Origin of the sequence: Paroceanicella profunda, from assembly GCF_005887635.2 — a bacterium.
GTDB classification, from domain to species: domain Bacteria; phylum Pseudomonadota; class Alphaproteobacteria; order Rhodobacterales; family Rhodobacteraceae; genus Paroceanicella; species Paroceanicella profunda.
This window is the reverse complement of record NZ_CP040819.1, coordinates 237,787-252,084: the sequence shown is the minus strand read 5'-3', so window position 1 is coordinate 252,084 and position 14,298 is coordinate 237,787. Positions and strand designations below refer to the sequence as shown.

Below are 14,298 nucleotides of genomic sequence, written 5' to 3'. Positions count from 1 at the left end.
GCAAGACAATCGCCCCAGCGCGGGCTGCGCCATCGCGCGTCCGGCGAAGGGGCGCCCCGGCAAGGCCCACCGTCCCGCTCCCGGAGGCGGGGGCGCCCCGGCAAGGCTCATCGTCCCGTTCCGGGCGAAGGGCGCCCCGGCAGGGCCCATCGCCCCGGTCCGGGGCAGGGCTCCCTGGCAGGCCCGCCGTCCGGTTCCGGGCGGAGGGCTTCCCGGCAGCGCCCCCGTCCCGTTCCGGGTGGAAGGCTCCCCGGCAGGGTCCAGCGCCCCGGTCCGGGGCAGGGCATCCCGGCAGGTGGCGGCATCCCGCTACCGGCGAAGGGCGGCCGGGCCGCCACACCATCCTGCGTCCGGCGGAGGGCTGTCGCCCCCGGCGGGCCGCGCCGCCCGGTGTCCGGCGGCGCCATCGTTGCGCATCGGGCGGGCCGCGCGGCCCGCTCTCCCGCTCCCCTGCCACAGGCACGCCATGACCAGACAGATCCGCAACATCCTCTTCATCATGTTCGACCAGCTGCGCTGGGACTATCTCGGCTGCGCCGGCCATCCCTTCCTGGAGACACCGCACATCGACGCGCTGGCCGCGCGCGGCGTGCGTTTCTCGCGCACCTACGTGCAGTCCCCGGTCTGCGGCGCGTCGCGGATGAGCACCTACACCGGGCGCTACGTGAGCAGCCACGGCGCGGCCTGGAACAACTTCCCCCTGAAGGTCGGCGAGCGGACCATCGGCAGCCACCTGCGCCGGCTCGGCATGGAAAGCTGGCTGATCGGCAAGACCCACATGAAGGCCGACGCGGCGGGCATGGAGGAGCTGGGCGTGAGCCGCGACGGGGTGATCGGCGCGCGGGTGGCCGAGTGCGGCTTCGACCCCTGGGTGCGCGACGACGGCCTGTGGGGCGAGGGGCCGGACGGTTTCTACGACGACAAGCGCTCGCCCTATAACGCGTATCTGCACGCGCAGGGCTATGACGTGGCGAACCCCTGGCATGACCACGCGAATGCCGGGGTGACGGAGGCGGGCGACATGGCCTCCGGCTGGCTGATGCAGCACGCGGACCGGCCGGCCAACATCCGCGAGCAGGATTCCGAGACGCCCTGGCTCACCTCCCGCGCCATCGAGTTCATGGAGGCAAAGCGCGGGGCGGCGCCCTGGCTGTGCCACCTTTCCTACATCAAGCCGCACTGGCCCTACATCGTGCCCGCGCCCTATCACGCAATGTACGGCCGCAACCAGGTGGTGCCCCCGGTCCGCCACCCGTCGGAGCGCGCGGCGCCGCACCCGGTCTACGAGCAGTACATGAACAACGCCATCGGCCGCGCCTTCTCGCGCGATGCGGTGCGCGACAAGGTCATCCCCGCCTACATGGGCCTGATCAAGCAGTGCGACGACCAGATGGGCCGGCTCTTCGCCTATCTGGAGGACAGCGGGCGCATGGAGGACACGCTGATCGTGATCACCTCCGACCACGGCGACTACCTGGGCGACCACTGGCTGGGCGAGAAGGACCTGTTCCACGAGTGCTCGGTGAAGGTGCCGCTGATCATCTTCGACCCGAGGGCGGAGGCCGACGACACCCGTGGCACGGTCTGCGACGCGCTGGTGGAGCAGATCGACCTCGCGGCCACCTTCATCGAGGCGGCCGGCGGCGAGGTGCCCGCGCATGTGGTCGAGGGCCGCTCGCTGATGCCCTTCCTGGAGGGCGCGGCGCCGGAGGACTGGCGCAGCTTCGCGATCTCGGAATACGATTACTCGGCCACGCCGATGGCCGCCAACCTGGGCCTCGCCCCGCGCGACGCCCGGCTGTTCATGGTGGCGGACACGCGCTGGAAGTTCATGCATGCCGAGGGCGGGTTCCGCCCGATGCTCTTCGACCTGCACTCGGACCCGCAGGAGCTCACCGATCTCGGCGCCAGCCCCGCCCATGCCGGGATCATCGACGCGATGTACGCGCGGCTCGGCCTCTGGGCCCGGCGTATGGCGCAACGCACCGCGATCTCCGACGCGCAGATCCTCGGGATGCGCGGCAAGTCGCGCCGCACCGGCATCCTCCTCGGCCTCTATGACGGCACCGAGGTGCCCGAAGAGCTGACCGTGCGCTACCGCGGCCCCGCGCCCCACCTGAAGGAGTGACGCAACACGGCGGGGGCCGCGTCCCCGCCCGGTGGCGCCGCGCGCAGCCATGGCGCCCCATTGCCGCGTGGCGGATGCCGACCCTTGGTGGTGCCGGGCGCGCATCCTTGGCGCCCGAATGCCGCGTAGCGAATGCCGGCCCCCGCCCCGGGCCGGGCACGAGGCCATGGCACCCGATCGCCGCGCGGCGGATGCCGGCCCGCCCGCCGCGCCGGGCGCGCAACAGTGGCGCCCGACTGTCGCGCCGCGGATGCCGGCCCACGCGACCCTGTTGTGCCCCAATCAGTATGGCCCCCTCCGGCCCTGTCGCGCGCCGGCCGGGCACTGAAGGCCCGGTGGCGGCAGCCCGGTTACCCCCTCCACGCCGGCACGGGCGGCCCGCGCTGGATGCCACGGTCCGACCGCCGCACAGTCGCACGGAGGGGCGGAGCGGCGCCGGCCTGCGGGACGACCTGTCACCGCCCGCGATGCGCCAGGGCCCCGGCGGCGAGCTCGACGATTTCTGAGGTGATCTCCTCCTGCCGCAGGCGGCGCGAGGTTGCGACCAGCTCCTCCAGCGTGTCCGCGACATTGGTGCGCGCGGCCAGCATCGCGCGCATCCGGGCCTCGCTCTCGGCGGCGAAGGACAGGGTGATCGCCTCGCACAGCTCCGCGAACACGTATTCCTGCACCAGCGCGTCGAGCAGCATGCGCGGCGGCAGCGTGATCATCGGCCGCCCGGAGGCACGGGGGAAGCGCGTGAAATCGAACGGCACCAGCCGGCGCGTGGCGAGGCGCAGGCCGGCCCGCGGGTCCGGCACCGCGTGCACGAGGCTCAGCCGCAGCAGCCGGCCGGCCGCCGCGCCCTGCCACAGCGCGTCGGCGATGCGCCCGGCCAGCAGCGCCGCCTCCATTGGATGCGAGATCATCGGGTCATGGCGCAGCACCGCGGTGCCCCGCACGGCAGCGGCCATCACCCCGCGGTCGCCGATCACCCAGAGGTCGGCCGGCGGGCCGGGCGCGCGCAGCACCGCCTCGGCGGCGTCCAGCACCCGTTCGCTGAAGGTGCCGGCGAAGCCCTGCTCGGCGCAGAGCGCCACCACCATGTGCCGGCCCCCGTGCGGGGGCGGGCCCTCCGCCACCTCCGGCAGGAGGGCGAGGGCCTCGCCGATGCCGGTGCCCACGGTGGCCGCGTAGCTGCGGATGCCGGCGAGACAGGCCTGCGCCTCGCGGCTGCGGGCGGCGGCGATCCCCTGCATGGCGGAGATCACCGAGGACAGGCTGCGCACCGTGCCGATCCGCGCCGCAACGTCGCTTTCGCGCCCGCTCACCGCGCGCTGCCCGGCAAGTCGGACACCCTTCCGGACGAAGTGCCGGCCGCGTCCGCAGGGCCCGGGGAGGCGGAGACATCCGCGCCCGCCGGGCGGGCCGGGTTCGGCACGGGCACGCTTCCCGTGGCAGCCGCCTCACCCGGGATTGGTGGCGCACCGGTGCCCGGCGCCGCACTGCCGCCGTGCGGCGCATCGGTGCCGAGCAGTGCAGTGCTTCCATCCGGCGCTCTGCCACCCAAGGCACCGCCGCCTGACGCGACGCCCCCCGGTGCACTGCCACCTGACGCTCTGCCGCCCGGCGCACTTCCACCCGGCTCATCACCGCCCGGCGCACCACCGCCCGGCGCACCACCGCCCGGCGCACTTCCGCCCGACGCACTTCCGCCTGACGCACTTCCGCCTGACGCACTGCCATCCGACGCACCTCCGTCCGGCGCACTGCCAGCCGGCGGAGTGGTGCTCGGCGGCGCGCCGGAGCCCGGGCCGGGAGCGCCGCCCTCCGTGCCGTCTCCGGGGCCGGGGGAAGCGGCGAGATCGGCCGCCAGGGCGGCGACGGCGGCGACCAGCGCCGCGCGCAGGCCGTCGTCCAGCCCGCTGCCGTCACCCAGCGCGGTGAGCGCGGCGGCGGCTGTGGTGTCGAGGTGGCCCGGCAACCGGGCGCGCAGCTCGGAGAAGCGCGCCGGCGGCAGGCTGTCGAGCGCGCCATCCGCGAGGGCGGCGAGCAACGCCACCTGGTCGGCCATGCGCAGCCCGGCGAAGCGCGGCTGGGTGAGCAGGGCGCGGATGCGCTCGCCCCGGGCGATCTGCGCCTTCACCCGGGTGTCGGACATGCCGCCGAAACGGGTGAACATCTCCAGCTCCAGGAACTGCGCGTAGTCGAGCCGCACCCGGCCGGAGACCGCGCGCAGCGCCTTCCTCTGTGCCTTGCCGCCCACGCGGCTCACGCTCAGGCCCACGTCCACCGCCGGGCGCTGGTTCGCCGCGAAGAGCCGGGCGCCGAGCACGATCTGCCCGTCGGTGATCGAGATCAGGTTGGTGGGGATGTAGGCGGAGAGGTTGCCCGCATCGGTCTCGGCCACGGGCAGCGCGGTGAGCGAGCCGCCGCCCCGCGCCGCGGAGAGCTTCGCCGCGCGTTCCAGCAGGCGGGCGTGCACGTAGAACACGTCGCCGGGATAGGCCTCGCGGCCCGGCGGCTCACGGGTGAGCAGGGCCAGCTCGCGGTGGGTGGCGGCGTGCTTGGTGAGGTCGTCGATGACGATGAGCGCGTCCTGACCGGCGTCGCGGAAATGCTCGGCCATGGTCATCCCGGCGAAGGGCGCGATCCATTGCAGGCCCGGGGCGGTGGCGGCGGGGGCGACCACGAAGATGCAGCGCTCCGGCGCGCCATGCGCGCGCACCGCCTCGACCACCCGCGCCACGGCGGTGGCGCGCTGGCCCACGGCGACGTAGACGCAGATCACCTCCGAGCGCTTCTGGTTCACGATGGCGTCCACCGCGACGGAGGTCTTGCCGGTGGCCCGGTCTCCCACGATCAGCTCACGCTGGCCGCGGCCCAGGGCGAAGAGCGCGTCCACCACCAGGATGCCGGTCTCCATCGGCTCGGCGACGAGGTCGCGCTCGATGATGGCGGGAGCGGGGCGCTCCACGGGCTCGTGCGACGCGGCCTCCACCGGGCCCTTCCCGTCGATGGGCCGGCCCAGCGGGTCCACCACCCGGCCCAGCAGGCCCGGGCCCACCGGCACCCGCACCACCTCGCCGGTGCCGCGCACCGGCGCGCCGGCGTGGATGCCCTCCTCGCCGTCCAGGAGCACCGCGCCGATGGTGTCCGCATCCAGGCTGAGGGCGAAGCCCAGCCGGTTCCCCTCGAAGCGCAGCAGCTCGTTCAGCCGCACTTGCGGCAGGCCGGAGACGCGGGCGATGCCGTCGGAGACCTGCTCCACCCGGCCGATGGCCTCCGCCTCCGGCGCAAGCTCGGCGCGGGCGAGGCGGCTGCGGCCATCCGCCAGCCAGGCGTCGCTGCGCCCGAGGGGGGCCTCACCGTCAGTCGTCATGGCGGGTCAACTCCGTGGCTATGCGGTCGAGATCGGCGCGGAAACTGTTGCGCACCCGGGCGTGGGGCAACGCGAGTTCGAAGCCCGCGATGAGCCCCGGGTCCGCCGCCACCTCCAGCGTGACCGGCCGGCCCAGCACCCGGCCCAGGGCGGCCGCGCAGGCCGCGGTCTCCTCCGGGTCGAGGGCGCGGGCGGCGCTCAGCGGCAGGGCGCCGCCGCGGCCGAGCCCGGCGCGTTCGGGCGCGGGCAGGGCGGCGACCCCGGCGCAGAGCCCGTCGACGAAGCCCGCCACCCGGGCCGAGGGCGGCAGCCGGTCCAGCAGGCGGGTGGCGATGTCGAGCGCCAGCAGCCGGGCGGCCCGCGCGCGGCTGGCCTCGGCCTCCGCGGTCTCGCGGGCGAGGGCGGCGCGGGCGGTCTCCTGCTGCCGGGTGGCCTCGGCCCGCGCGTCGGAGAGGATGCCGGCCCGCAGGCCCTCCGCCTCGGCCGCCGCGGCGCGCAGGATGGCGGTCCGCGCGGCGGCGGTGCGGGCCTGCTCGGCCCGGGCGTCGGCGCGGGCGGTCTCCGCCTCGGCCTCCCGCGCGGCGACGGCCTCCAGCCGCGCGGCGATGTCGGCCTTTCGGGCCGCGATCATCCCGGCCACCGGGCGGAACAGGAACCGCGCCAGGATCCAGATGAGGACGAGGCCGTTGACCGCCTGAAACCCGATGGTCCACCAGTCGATCTGCATGGTGCGCGCCCTAGCCGGTGAACGGGTTGGCGAACAGCACCAGCAGCGCGATCACCAGGCAGTAGATCGCCATGGTCTCGATCATCGCGAGGCCGACGAACAGGGTGCGCGACAGGGTGCCGGCCGCTTCCGGCTGGCGGGCGATGGCCTCCAGCGCCGCGGCCACGGCCCGGCCCTCGGCCAGTGCGGGGCCGATGGAGCCGATGCCCACCGCGAGGGCGGCCGCGAGGATGCTGGCGATTTCGACATAGCTGTTCATGGGGCATGGACCTTCTGCGAGGAGGCAGGCTGCGGGGAATCGGGCGTGTCGGTGGGGGAGGGGCCGCCGCCCGCACCGGTGGCCGAACCGATGAAGACGGTGGCGAGCACCGCGAAGATGTAGGCCTGCACGGCGCCGGTGAGCAGGTCGAGCGCCATGAGCGGGATCGGCACCAGCAGGCCGGCGAGCGACAGCACGATGCCGATCACGAAAACCCCGCTCATCACGTTGCCGAACAGGCGCAGGACGAGCGAGACGTTGCGGGTGACCTGCTCCACCAGGTTGAGGGGGATCATCGCCCAGGAGGGTTCGGCGAAGGTCTTCAACCAGCCGCCGAGCCCTTGGGCGCGGATGCCGAACCAGATTGTGGCGGCGAAGACGATGCCGGCCAGGGCCACGTCGGTCTCCAGATGGGCGGTGGGCGGCTCCACGCCGGGGATGAGCGACGACCAGTTCGCCACGAGGATGTAGAGAAACAGTGTGCCGATGAGCGCGCGGCAAGGGGCCGGGTCGGCCTGCAGGGTGCCGCGCACCTGGTCGTCCACCGCCTCCACGGCCATCTCGAGCACGCTCTGCAGCGTGGAGGGCCGGGGCCGCAGCCGCCGGCTCAGCGCCCATGCGCCCAGGCCCAGCACCGCCATGATCGCCCAGGTGACGACCACGGGCGTGGTGATCGGAACCGGGCCGATCCGCACCAGCGTCTCGATGGAAAGCGGCGAGGAGATCATGGCCGCCCCCCCGCGCCCGGGGCGGCGCCCGTCAGGCCGGCGGGTGCCCCGGCCTCCGCCTCCGCCTGCCGGCGGCGCACCACCCGGCGGCGGGCCAGCAGCAGCCCCGCCGTTCCTGCCAGCAGCGGCACCGCCCCGAGCAGCGCCAGCCCGGTGAGCCCGGCCGTCACCAGCCCCAGCCGGGCGAGCTGCAGCGCCAGCCCGGCGCCCGCATGTCCCTGCGCATAGAGCCGGGTGTTGCGCCACAGCGCGCCGAAATGCGCGAGGCCGAGTGCCGCACCCGCGGCCCCGCCGCCAAGTGCCTCGGCCAGAAGCATCGGTGCCTCGGTCATCTGACGGTCCTCATGAGCGGTTCATCCATTTCCACGCCGACCAGAAGCCCACGCCGGCACCCAGCATGATCAGCGCCGCGGTGACGGTGATGCCGCCGCCGGCCAGCCGGTCCAGCCAGCGCCCGGCCAGCAGCCCCAGCAGCATGGGCGCGACGATCATCCAGCCGACAACGCCGATCTGCCCCAGGCGGGAACCGAGGGAAGGCTCCGGCGTCTCCGCGCCGCGCCGGGCCCGCTCGGCGGCGCGGCGGGCGGCCTCGGCCAGCGGGTCCTGCGGGCCGGTCGGCGGCGGAGGGGCTCCGGCGGCGGTCATCGCGGGGTCTCCCCATGGGCGGAGAACCCGGGCTCGGCCGGGCCGGGGCGCAGCAGGCGCTGGAGCTGGCGCACCGCGCGGGCCTCCATGCGGATCTGCTCCACGCGCGCGGCGCTCGTGGCCTCGCGCTCGGCGGCGCGCAGCGCGGCGATCTGCGGGCCGAGGCCCGCGAGGGTCTCCGCCAGCGTGGCCTGCCGGCAGGCCACGGAGACCGCCCGGCCCCCGCCGCTCACCCGCAGCACGCCCGAGCCGAGGGCGCAGAACCACTCCGCGCCGTCCGCGCAGCGCCAGCGCAGCAGCGAGGCAGGCAGGACGGTGAGGAAATCTGCGTGGCGCGGCAGGATGCCGAAGCCGCCCGAACGGTCCTCCGCGCGCAGCGACACCACGTCCGCCCGGTCCACCAGAACCGCGGAGGGCGTGCTCAGCGTGAGGCGCAGCACGGCGCTCATGTCCGCGTCCTCGCGCCCGGCGCGGCCTCCGCGGAGCCCGAGGCGCGGAGCCCGCCACCAGTGTCATCCCCCGAACCGCTCCCTCCGGCGGGCGCGGGGGGCGCCGCATCGCCCGGCCCCCCGGGAGACCCCGTGGAAGCGCGAACGCCGGCCTGTGCGCCTGCGGGCTGCGGCGCGCGGAACGCCTCTCCTGCAACCGAAGCGGCAGCGGTGCCAGATGCCCGAGCGGACGTGGAGGGCGCATCGGGCCCCGGCTTACCGCTGGTGCCCGGTGCGTCACCAGCAGAGTTTCGGCTGGCGGAGCCCGGCTCTCCGGCCGCAGCGGAAGGTGCGTCCGGCGCAGGGTCAGACACTGTCGCGGGCGCATCGGCCGGCGCGGAAGATGAAGCGGGCGCCGGGGGGAGGGCCGCGCCGGAGACGGCGGCGGTCGCCGGATGAAGCGTGTCGCCTGCGGCCCCGACGACGGGACCGGACGCGGCGGCGCGGGCAGCCTCTTCCTTCTGGCGGGCCTCCTCCAGCGTGCCGACCATGTAGAGCGCGCTCTCGTTCCAGCCGTCGCAGGCGCCGTCGAGGATGGCGCGGCAGCCGGCGACGGTGTCGGCAACGGCGACGGAGCGGCCGGGCACGCCGGTGAAGGCCTCCGTGACGCTGAACGGCTGGGTGAGGAAGCGCTGCAGGCGGCGCGCGCGCCCCACGATGCGGCGGTCGGCGGCGCCGAGCTCCTCCATGCCGAGCAGGGAGATCACGTCCTGCAGCTCGCGGAAATGCTCGATCGTGCGCTTCACCTCCAGCGCGACGCGGGCGTGCTCCTCTCCCACCACCAGCGGGTCGAGCAGGATGGAGGAGGAGGCGATCGGGTCCACCGCCGGGTACATCCCCTCTGCCGCCATGGCGCGCGAGAGCACCACCATGCTGTCGACATGGGCTGCGATGGTGGTGACGGCGGGGTCGGTGAAATCATCCGCCGGCACGTAGACCGCCTCGATCGCGGTCACCGCCGCGCCGCCCACCGAGGCGATGCGCTCCTGCAGCGCGGCGACCTCGGAGGCGAGGGTGGGCTGGTAGCCGACGCGCGAGGGCAGGCGGCCCAGCAGGCCGGACACCTCCGCGCCCGCCTGCACGAAGCGGAACACGTTGTCCATCAGCAGCAGCACGTTGCGCGACTGCTCGTCGCGAAAATACTCCGCGATGGCGAGGGCGGTCATCGGCACGCGCCAGCGCGCGCCCGGCGGCTCGTTCATCTGGCCGTAGACCAGCACCGTGCGGTCCAGCACGCCGGAGCCGGTCATGTCGAGCAGCATCTCGTGGCCCTCGCGGGAGCGTTCGCCCACGCCCGCGAACACCGAGATGCCCTGGTAGCTCGCCACCATGGCATGGATCAGCTCCATCACCAGCACCGTCTTGCCCACGCCCGCGCCGCCGAACATCGCCGCCTTGCTGCCAAGCGCCATGGGGGCGAGCAGGTCGATCACCTTGATGCCGGTGGAGAAGATCCGCTCCGCGCCCGATTGCTGCGCGAAGGCGGGCGGGGCGCGATGGATGGGGCGGCGCGGCACGTCGGCGCCGAAGGCCGCCAGCCCGTCACAGGGCTGGCCGGCGACATTCACCAGCCGGCCCAGCACCGCGTCGCCCACCGGCACCGCCACCGGCCCGCCCGGCCGGCGCACCGGGTCGCCCCGGCGCAGCCCGGTGGTGGGCTGCAGGGCGATGGCGCGCACGCTGTCACGGTCGAGATGGGCCTGCACCTCGGCGAGCACGGGCGGGTGGCCCGGCTCCTCGATCAGCAGGGCGTCGTTGATCTCGGGGAGGTCGCCCTCGGGAAACCACACGTCGATCACCGCGCCGCGCACGGCCAGGATATGGCCGGGAGCGGGCACGTCCGGCGACGTCCCGGAGGGGGAATCGGCCCGGAGGCCGGGGTGGGGCTCGGTCTGCATGGTGCGTCCCGATCTGGACTGGGCGCCGCGGGGCGGCGAAGGGAAAGGCCCTGTGGAGGCCGGCAGGCAGCGGGCCACCGGACAGACCCAACCACGTCCGCCCGCCCGCGGCCTTGATCTGAAGCAAGTGAGGGGAAGAAAATGTGCATGCGCGAAAGCCCGCCGGCAGGGGCCCCGGAGCCGCCTTCGCCCGCTCCACCGCCGCCCGGGGAGCAGCCGGTGCCTTCCCCGTGACCCGAGGGCATCACACCTGTTTGCAGTGCACTCCGGTCGTGTGGCGCGCCCGCCCCCGATCCGCCGCCTTCGCGCCGGAGTGTGGCGCACGCGTGGGCCGGGGCATGGGGCGCCGGCCGCGCAGCGCTCGGATGGCCGCGCGGTGGGGCTCGCCGTTGCCCGTTCACCGGGTAAGGGGGCGCGCCTGCCCGCAGCCGGCGCCATCGGTGGGCCGTCCGTGGGGCGGGACCGTCCGGACGGGCGCCTCGGGGCAGGGCTGCGGACATGGCTGCGGGGCGGAGCGCTGCCACGCTCCGCCCCGTCGCGGTGACCGGAACCGTTAGTCCCGGATCAGAATTCGCGGCCCAGCAGCCGGTCGAGCGACCAGGCGCCGCCGCCACGGAGCATCACGGAGAGCGCCATCAGCCCCCAGAACAGCGGCATCTCGAAGCCAGCCGCGTTCCAGGCATAGCCGTTGGGCAGGTGAATGGTGATCGCCACCGCCATGAAGCCGACGACCGCCGCCGCCACCGGGCGGGTGAGCAGGCCCAGCACCAGCATCAGGCCGCCGAAGAATTCGAGCAGGCCGACCCCCAGCGCGAAGATCCAGCCCGGCGTGAAGCCGATGGAGTCGAACCACTGGCCGGTGCCGGCGATGCCGTAGCCGCCGAAGAGCCCGAACAGCTTGCCCGCGCCGTGCGGCATCAGCAGAAGGCCGGTCGTCACCCGGACGATCAGCGGAGAGAGCGGAGCCAGAGCGGCCCAGACCCGGCCAAGCGGCGGGATGATCGGGCGGGCCGGCGCATCAGTCTGAATCGTGGTCATGATCTTGATCCTTGCAACGGGCGCCCCTGGCGCCTGGGTGAGGTCCGATCCGGTGCGGCACGACTGTCGTGGCCGGGCCGGCGTTTCGATGCAGGGAAGATGCGCCTGAAAACCTCCAGAAACAATACTGCTTTTAGGCACGTATTGTTTCCATATCATGAACCCTAGGACACGCCCTCGAACATCCGGTCACGGGCGCTCTGGATGTGGCGGCGCATGGCGGCACGGGCCGCGTCCGGCAGCGCGTCGCCGATGGCGCGGTACACGTCGGCATGCTCCTGCTGAACCTGCACCAGGCGCTCGCTGGCCTGCGCCAGCGTGAGATTGCGCGACAGGTCGATGCCGAAGCGGATCTGCGGCGCCAGCGCGGCATGAACGGTGACGTAGTAATCATTGTGGGTGGCGGCGATCAGCCGGGCATGGAACGCGGCATCGTCATCCACGCTGGGGTGCCCGTCACGACCGCTTTCGAGCATGCGCTCATAGGCCTGTTTCAGCGCGGCGAGGTCGGCCTCGTTGCGGCGCTGCGCGGCGAGGGCGGCGGCGGCGCTCTCGAACTCCAGGCGGAACTCGTAGCAGCGCTGGATGTCGCTGATCGAGCCGATGGGCACGAAATCGACCACGGTGCGCGACGGCCGGCGCAGAACGTAGCTGCCCGAGCCGCGCCGCGAGGCGATGATGCCATCCTCGCGCAGCCGGGCGAGGGCGCTGCGCACCACGGGGCGCGACACGCCGTAATCACGCCCCAGCTCCGCCTCCGTCGGCAGGCGGGCGCCCCGGGCGAGACGCCCCTCGAGAATGGCCGACAGCAGGCCCTCGTAGACCTCGGCGCTGCGGGTGAGCCCCTCGGTGTCGGTCATGGCCGCGCCCTGCGCCCGCGGCCCGGGGTGACCTGCGGCCCTGTCCTTATGCTGCTGGCTTGCACGCCTTTTATGCCTCCCGCGGTCACGATGTCTCAACTTAACACATGTTGACAAATCTGGACAACTCACCAACACTCCCCGCAACCAAAGAGACATGGCCGGGGAGGGCTGCACATGCGTCGGGACGTGTCATGCGACGAGCTCGGCCGTCCGGATTTCACATGGCCGCCGCCTGCGGTCCGGGCGCCCTGCGCCCCGCCTGCCGGCCCCTCCACCACCCCCCTCATCCGATCGGGCACCGGCGCACCGCGCCCGGGCGTGCGCTTGCGTGACACGGCCGCGAAGGCGGCGCGGGCCGCCGGAGCGCGCGCGCGGCGCGCGGCCCCCGGGTCTGTCCGCCTCGCTGTTGTGCTTCCGGGCGGGGGCCGCACCCGTCGAAGGGGGCCCGTGCCGATGCGCGCCGGCCGGCCGGGGCAAGCGCAGCCGGGAGGCACCCGCACGGCAGCCTGACCCCACCTGTTCGGACGGAGACCCCGGAGAACGGGGCCCGCGCCGCAACCAACACCACGAGCAAGCCGCCGGCAAAGGGCCGGCAGATGATCACGGGAGGATCACACATGACTGAACTCAACCGCCGCAGGATGCTGGCACTTGCCGGTGCCGCCGGCGCCGCCGCGGCACTGCCCGGCACGCTGAAGGCCGCGACCTACCCGGACCGCCCCGTCACGCTCATCGTGCCCTGGGGCGCGGGCGGCGGAACGGACGCCACCGCGCGCATGATCGGCACCCTGCTGGAGGAAAAGCTCGGTCAGCCCTTCAACGTCGTCAACCGCACCGGCGGCTCCGGCGTGGTGGGGCATTCCGCCATCGCGACGGCAAAGCCCGACGGCTACACCATCGGCCTCATCACGGTGGAAATCACCATGATGCATTACCTCGGCCTCACCCAGCTCGGCCCGAAGGACTACACCCCCCTGGGCATGATGAACGCCGACCCCGCCGGCGTCCAGGTGTCCACCGACAGCGCGTGGACCACGATCGAGGAGCTGGCCGACGCGATCAAGGCCTCCAAGCCCGGGGAGCTGAAGGCCTCGGGAACCGGGCAGGGCGGCATCTGGCACCTGGCGCTGATCGGCTGGCTGCAGTCGATGGGCCTTGATGCGAACCACGTGCGCTGGGTGCCCTCGGAAGGCTCCGCGGCGGGCATGCAGGACCTCGTGGCCGGCGGCGTGGACATCGTGCCCTGCTCGCTGCCCGAGGCCCGCTCGATGATCGACGCCGGGCGCGCCCGCAGCCTCGCGCTGATGGCCGAGACGCGGGACCCCAACTTCCCCGACGTGCCCACGCTCAAGGAATCGCTCGACCTCGACTACACGCTGAACGTCTGGCGTGGCATGGCCGGGCCGCTCGACATGCCGGCGGAGGTGAGCGACGTGCTCGCCAAGGCACTGGCCGAGATCGCCGCCTCCGAGCAGTACACTTCGTTCATGGCCGGCCGCGGCTTCGGCGTGCGCCACCTGCCGCCGGCGGAATTCGCCGCCTTCATGGAAAAATCGGACGCCCAGATGGGCGAATCGATGACCGCCGCGGGTCTCGCGCGCGACTGACCGGAGCATGACGCCGCGCGCCACGGCCCCCCGCGGGCCCGGCGCGCGGCCCTTCCGGCCCCCGACGTTCCGAAACAGGAGGGTGCGCATGCGCCTCAACGATGCCGTTTTCGGCCTGATCTTCATCGCGCTCGGCCTGACGATGATCCTGATCGCCAGCGGGTTCCCCGCCTTTCCCGGCCAGCCCTATGGCGCGGCGCTGCTGCCCACGCTGCTGGGCGGCGGGTTCATCATCTGCGGCGGCCTGCTGTGCCTGCGCGGCTGGCGGGTGCGCGCCGGCGGCATGGCGATGGCCGACCCGGCCCTGAAGGAGCCCGGCACGCTGGTGTCCATGGCGCTCGTGGTGGTGCTGATCCTGGCCTACATCCTGTTCTCCGACCCGGTGGGCTACGTGCCCTTCATGGCGGTGGCGCTCACGCTCCTGCTGCTGCGCTTCGGCAACCGGCCGCTGCCCGCCCTCGCCGTGGCGCTGCTCACCACGGTGGTGAGCCAGTGGTTCTTCGGGCGTATCCTGCTGGTGCCGCTGCCGCGCGGCATCCTCGAAGGCCTGTTCTGA

Annotated in this window: 13 protein-coding genes and 1 pseudogene; 3 read left to right on the top strand and 11 right to left on the bottom strand. The window is 73.8% G+C overall.

Annotation, left to right across the window (positions count from 1 at the left end):
- Window positions 1–466: 466 nt before the first annotated feature.
- Window positions 467–2,128 (top strand): sulfatase-like hydrolase/transferase, encoded by a 1,662-nt coding sequence (locus FDP22_RS19170; RefSeq protein WP_138573593.1) that lies wholly within the window; start codon window positions 467–469, stop codon window positions 2,126–2,128.
- A gap of 455 nt (window positions 2,129–2,583) precedes the next feature.
- On the opposite strand, the gene FDP22_RS19165 is transcribed toward FDP22_RS19170, so the two are convergent.
- From FDP22_RS19165 to FDP22_RS19115, 11 genes and pseudogenes are all read right to left on the bottom strand, one after another.
- Entirely contained in the window at window positions 2,584–3,438 is an 855-nt protein-coding gene (locus FDP22_RS19165; protein ID WP_138573595.1) for a F0F1 ATP synthase subunit gamma, read from the bottom strand.
- Entirely contained in the window at window positions 3,435–5,489 is a 2,055-nt protein-coding gene (locus FDP22_RS19160; RefSeq protein ID WP_138573597.1) for a F0F1 ATP synthase subunit alpha, read from the bottom strand. The genes FDP22_RS19165 and FDP22_RS19160 overlap by 4 nt, the downstream gene beginning before the upstream one ends.
- The gene (locus FDP22_RS19155) at window positions 5,479–6,216 is read right to left on the bottom strand and encodes a F0F1 ATP synthase subunit B family protein (RefSeq protein WP_138573599.1); all 738 of its coding nucleotides are present in this window, start codon (window positions 6,214–6,216) and stop codon (window positions 5,479–5,481) included. Before FDP22_RS19155 ends, FDP22_RS19160 begins: the two co-directional genes overlap by 11 nt.
- Window positions 6,217–6,226: 10 nt before the next feature.
- Window positions 6,227–6,475: a F0F1 ATP synthase subunit C gene (locus FDP22_RS19150; RefSeq protein WP_138573601.1), complete on the bottom strand. Its 249-nt coding sequence runs from the start codon at window positions 6,473–6,475 to the stop codon at window positions 6,227–6,229.
- Window positions 6,472–7,203: a F0F1 ATP synthase subunit A gene (locus FDP22_RS19145; protein WP_138573603.1), complete on the bottom strand. Its 732-nt coding sequence runs from the start codon at window positions 7,201–7,203 to the stop codon at window positions 6,472–6,474. The genes FDP22_RS19150 and FDP22_RS19145 overlap by 4 nt, the downstream gene beginning before the upstream one ends.
- The gene (locus FDP22_RS19140; RefSeq protein WP_138573605.1) at window positions 7,200–7,535 is read right to left on the bottom strand and encodes an N-ATPase subunit AtpR; all 336 of its coding nucleotides are present in this window, start codon (window positions 7,533–7,535) and stop codon (window positions 7,200–7,202) included. The genes FDP22_RS19145 and FDP22_RS19140 overlap by 4 nt, the downstream gene beginning before the upstream one ends.
- A gap of 10 nt (window positions 7,536–7,545) precedes the next feature.
- Window positions 7,546–7,848 (bottom strand): AtpZ/AtpI family protein, encoded by a 303-nt coding sequence (locus tag FDP22_RS19135; protein ID WP_138573607.1) that lies wholly within the window; start codon window positions 7,846–7,848, stop codon window positions 7,546–7,548.
- The gene (locus tag FDP22_RS19130) at window positions 7,845–8,297 is read right to left on the bottom strand and encodes a F0F1 ATP synthase subunit epsilon (protein WP_138573609.1); all 453 of its coding nucleotides are present in this window, start codon (window positions 8,295–8,297) and stop codon (window positions 7,845–7,847) included. The genes FDP22_RS19135 and FDP22_RS19130 overlap by 4 nt, the downstream gene beginning before the upstream one ends.
- A 356-nt stretch (window positions 8,298–8,653) precedes the next feature.
- Window positions 8,654–10,234, bottom strand: a pseudogene (gene atpD, locus FDP22_RS19125) (F0F1 ATP synthase subunit beta); the annotation flags it as partial.
- A 564-nt stretch (window positions 10,235–10,798) separates the two neighbouring features.
- Entirely contained in the window at window positions 10,799–11,272 is a 474-nt protein-coding gene (locus FDP22_RS19120) for a DoxX family protein (protein WP_138573611.1), read from the bottom strand.
- Window positions 11,273–11,436: 164 nt separating this feature from the next.
- On the bottom strand, window positions 11,437–12,132 hold the full coding sequence (locus FDP22_RS19115) for a FadR/GntR family transcriptional regulator (protein WP_138573613.1): 696 nt from the start codon (window positions 12,130–12,132) through the stop codon (window positions 11,437–11,439).
- A gap of 620 nt (window positions 12,133–12,752) precedes the next feature.
- Here FDP22_RS19115 and FDP22_RS19110 point away from each other — a divergent pair.
- Together FDP22_RS19110 and FDP22_RS19105 are read left to right on the top strand one after the other, a co-directional pair.
- Window positions 12,753–13,742 (top strand): tripartite tricarboxylate transporter substrate binding protein, encoded by a 990-nt coding sequence (locus tag FDP22_RS19110; protein ID WP_138573615.1) that lies wholly within the window; start codon window positions 12,753–12,755, stop codon window positions 13,740–13,742.
- An 88-nt stretch (window positions 13,743–13,830) separates the two neighbouring features.
- Entirely contained in the window at window positions 13,831–14,298 is a 468-nt protein-coding gene (locus tag FDP22_RS19105) for a tripartite tricarboxylate transporter TctB family protein (protein WP_170317802.1), read from the top strand.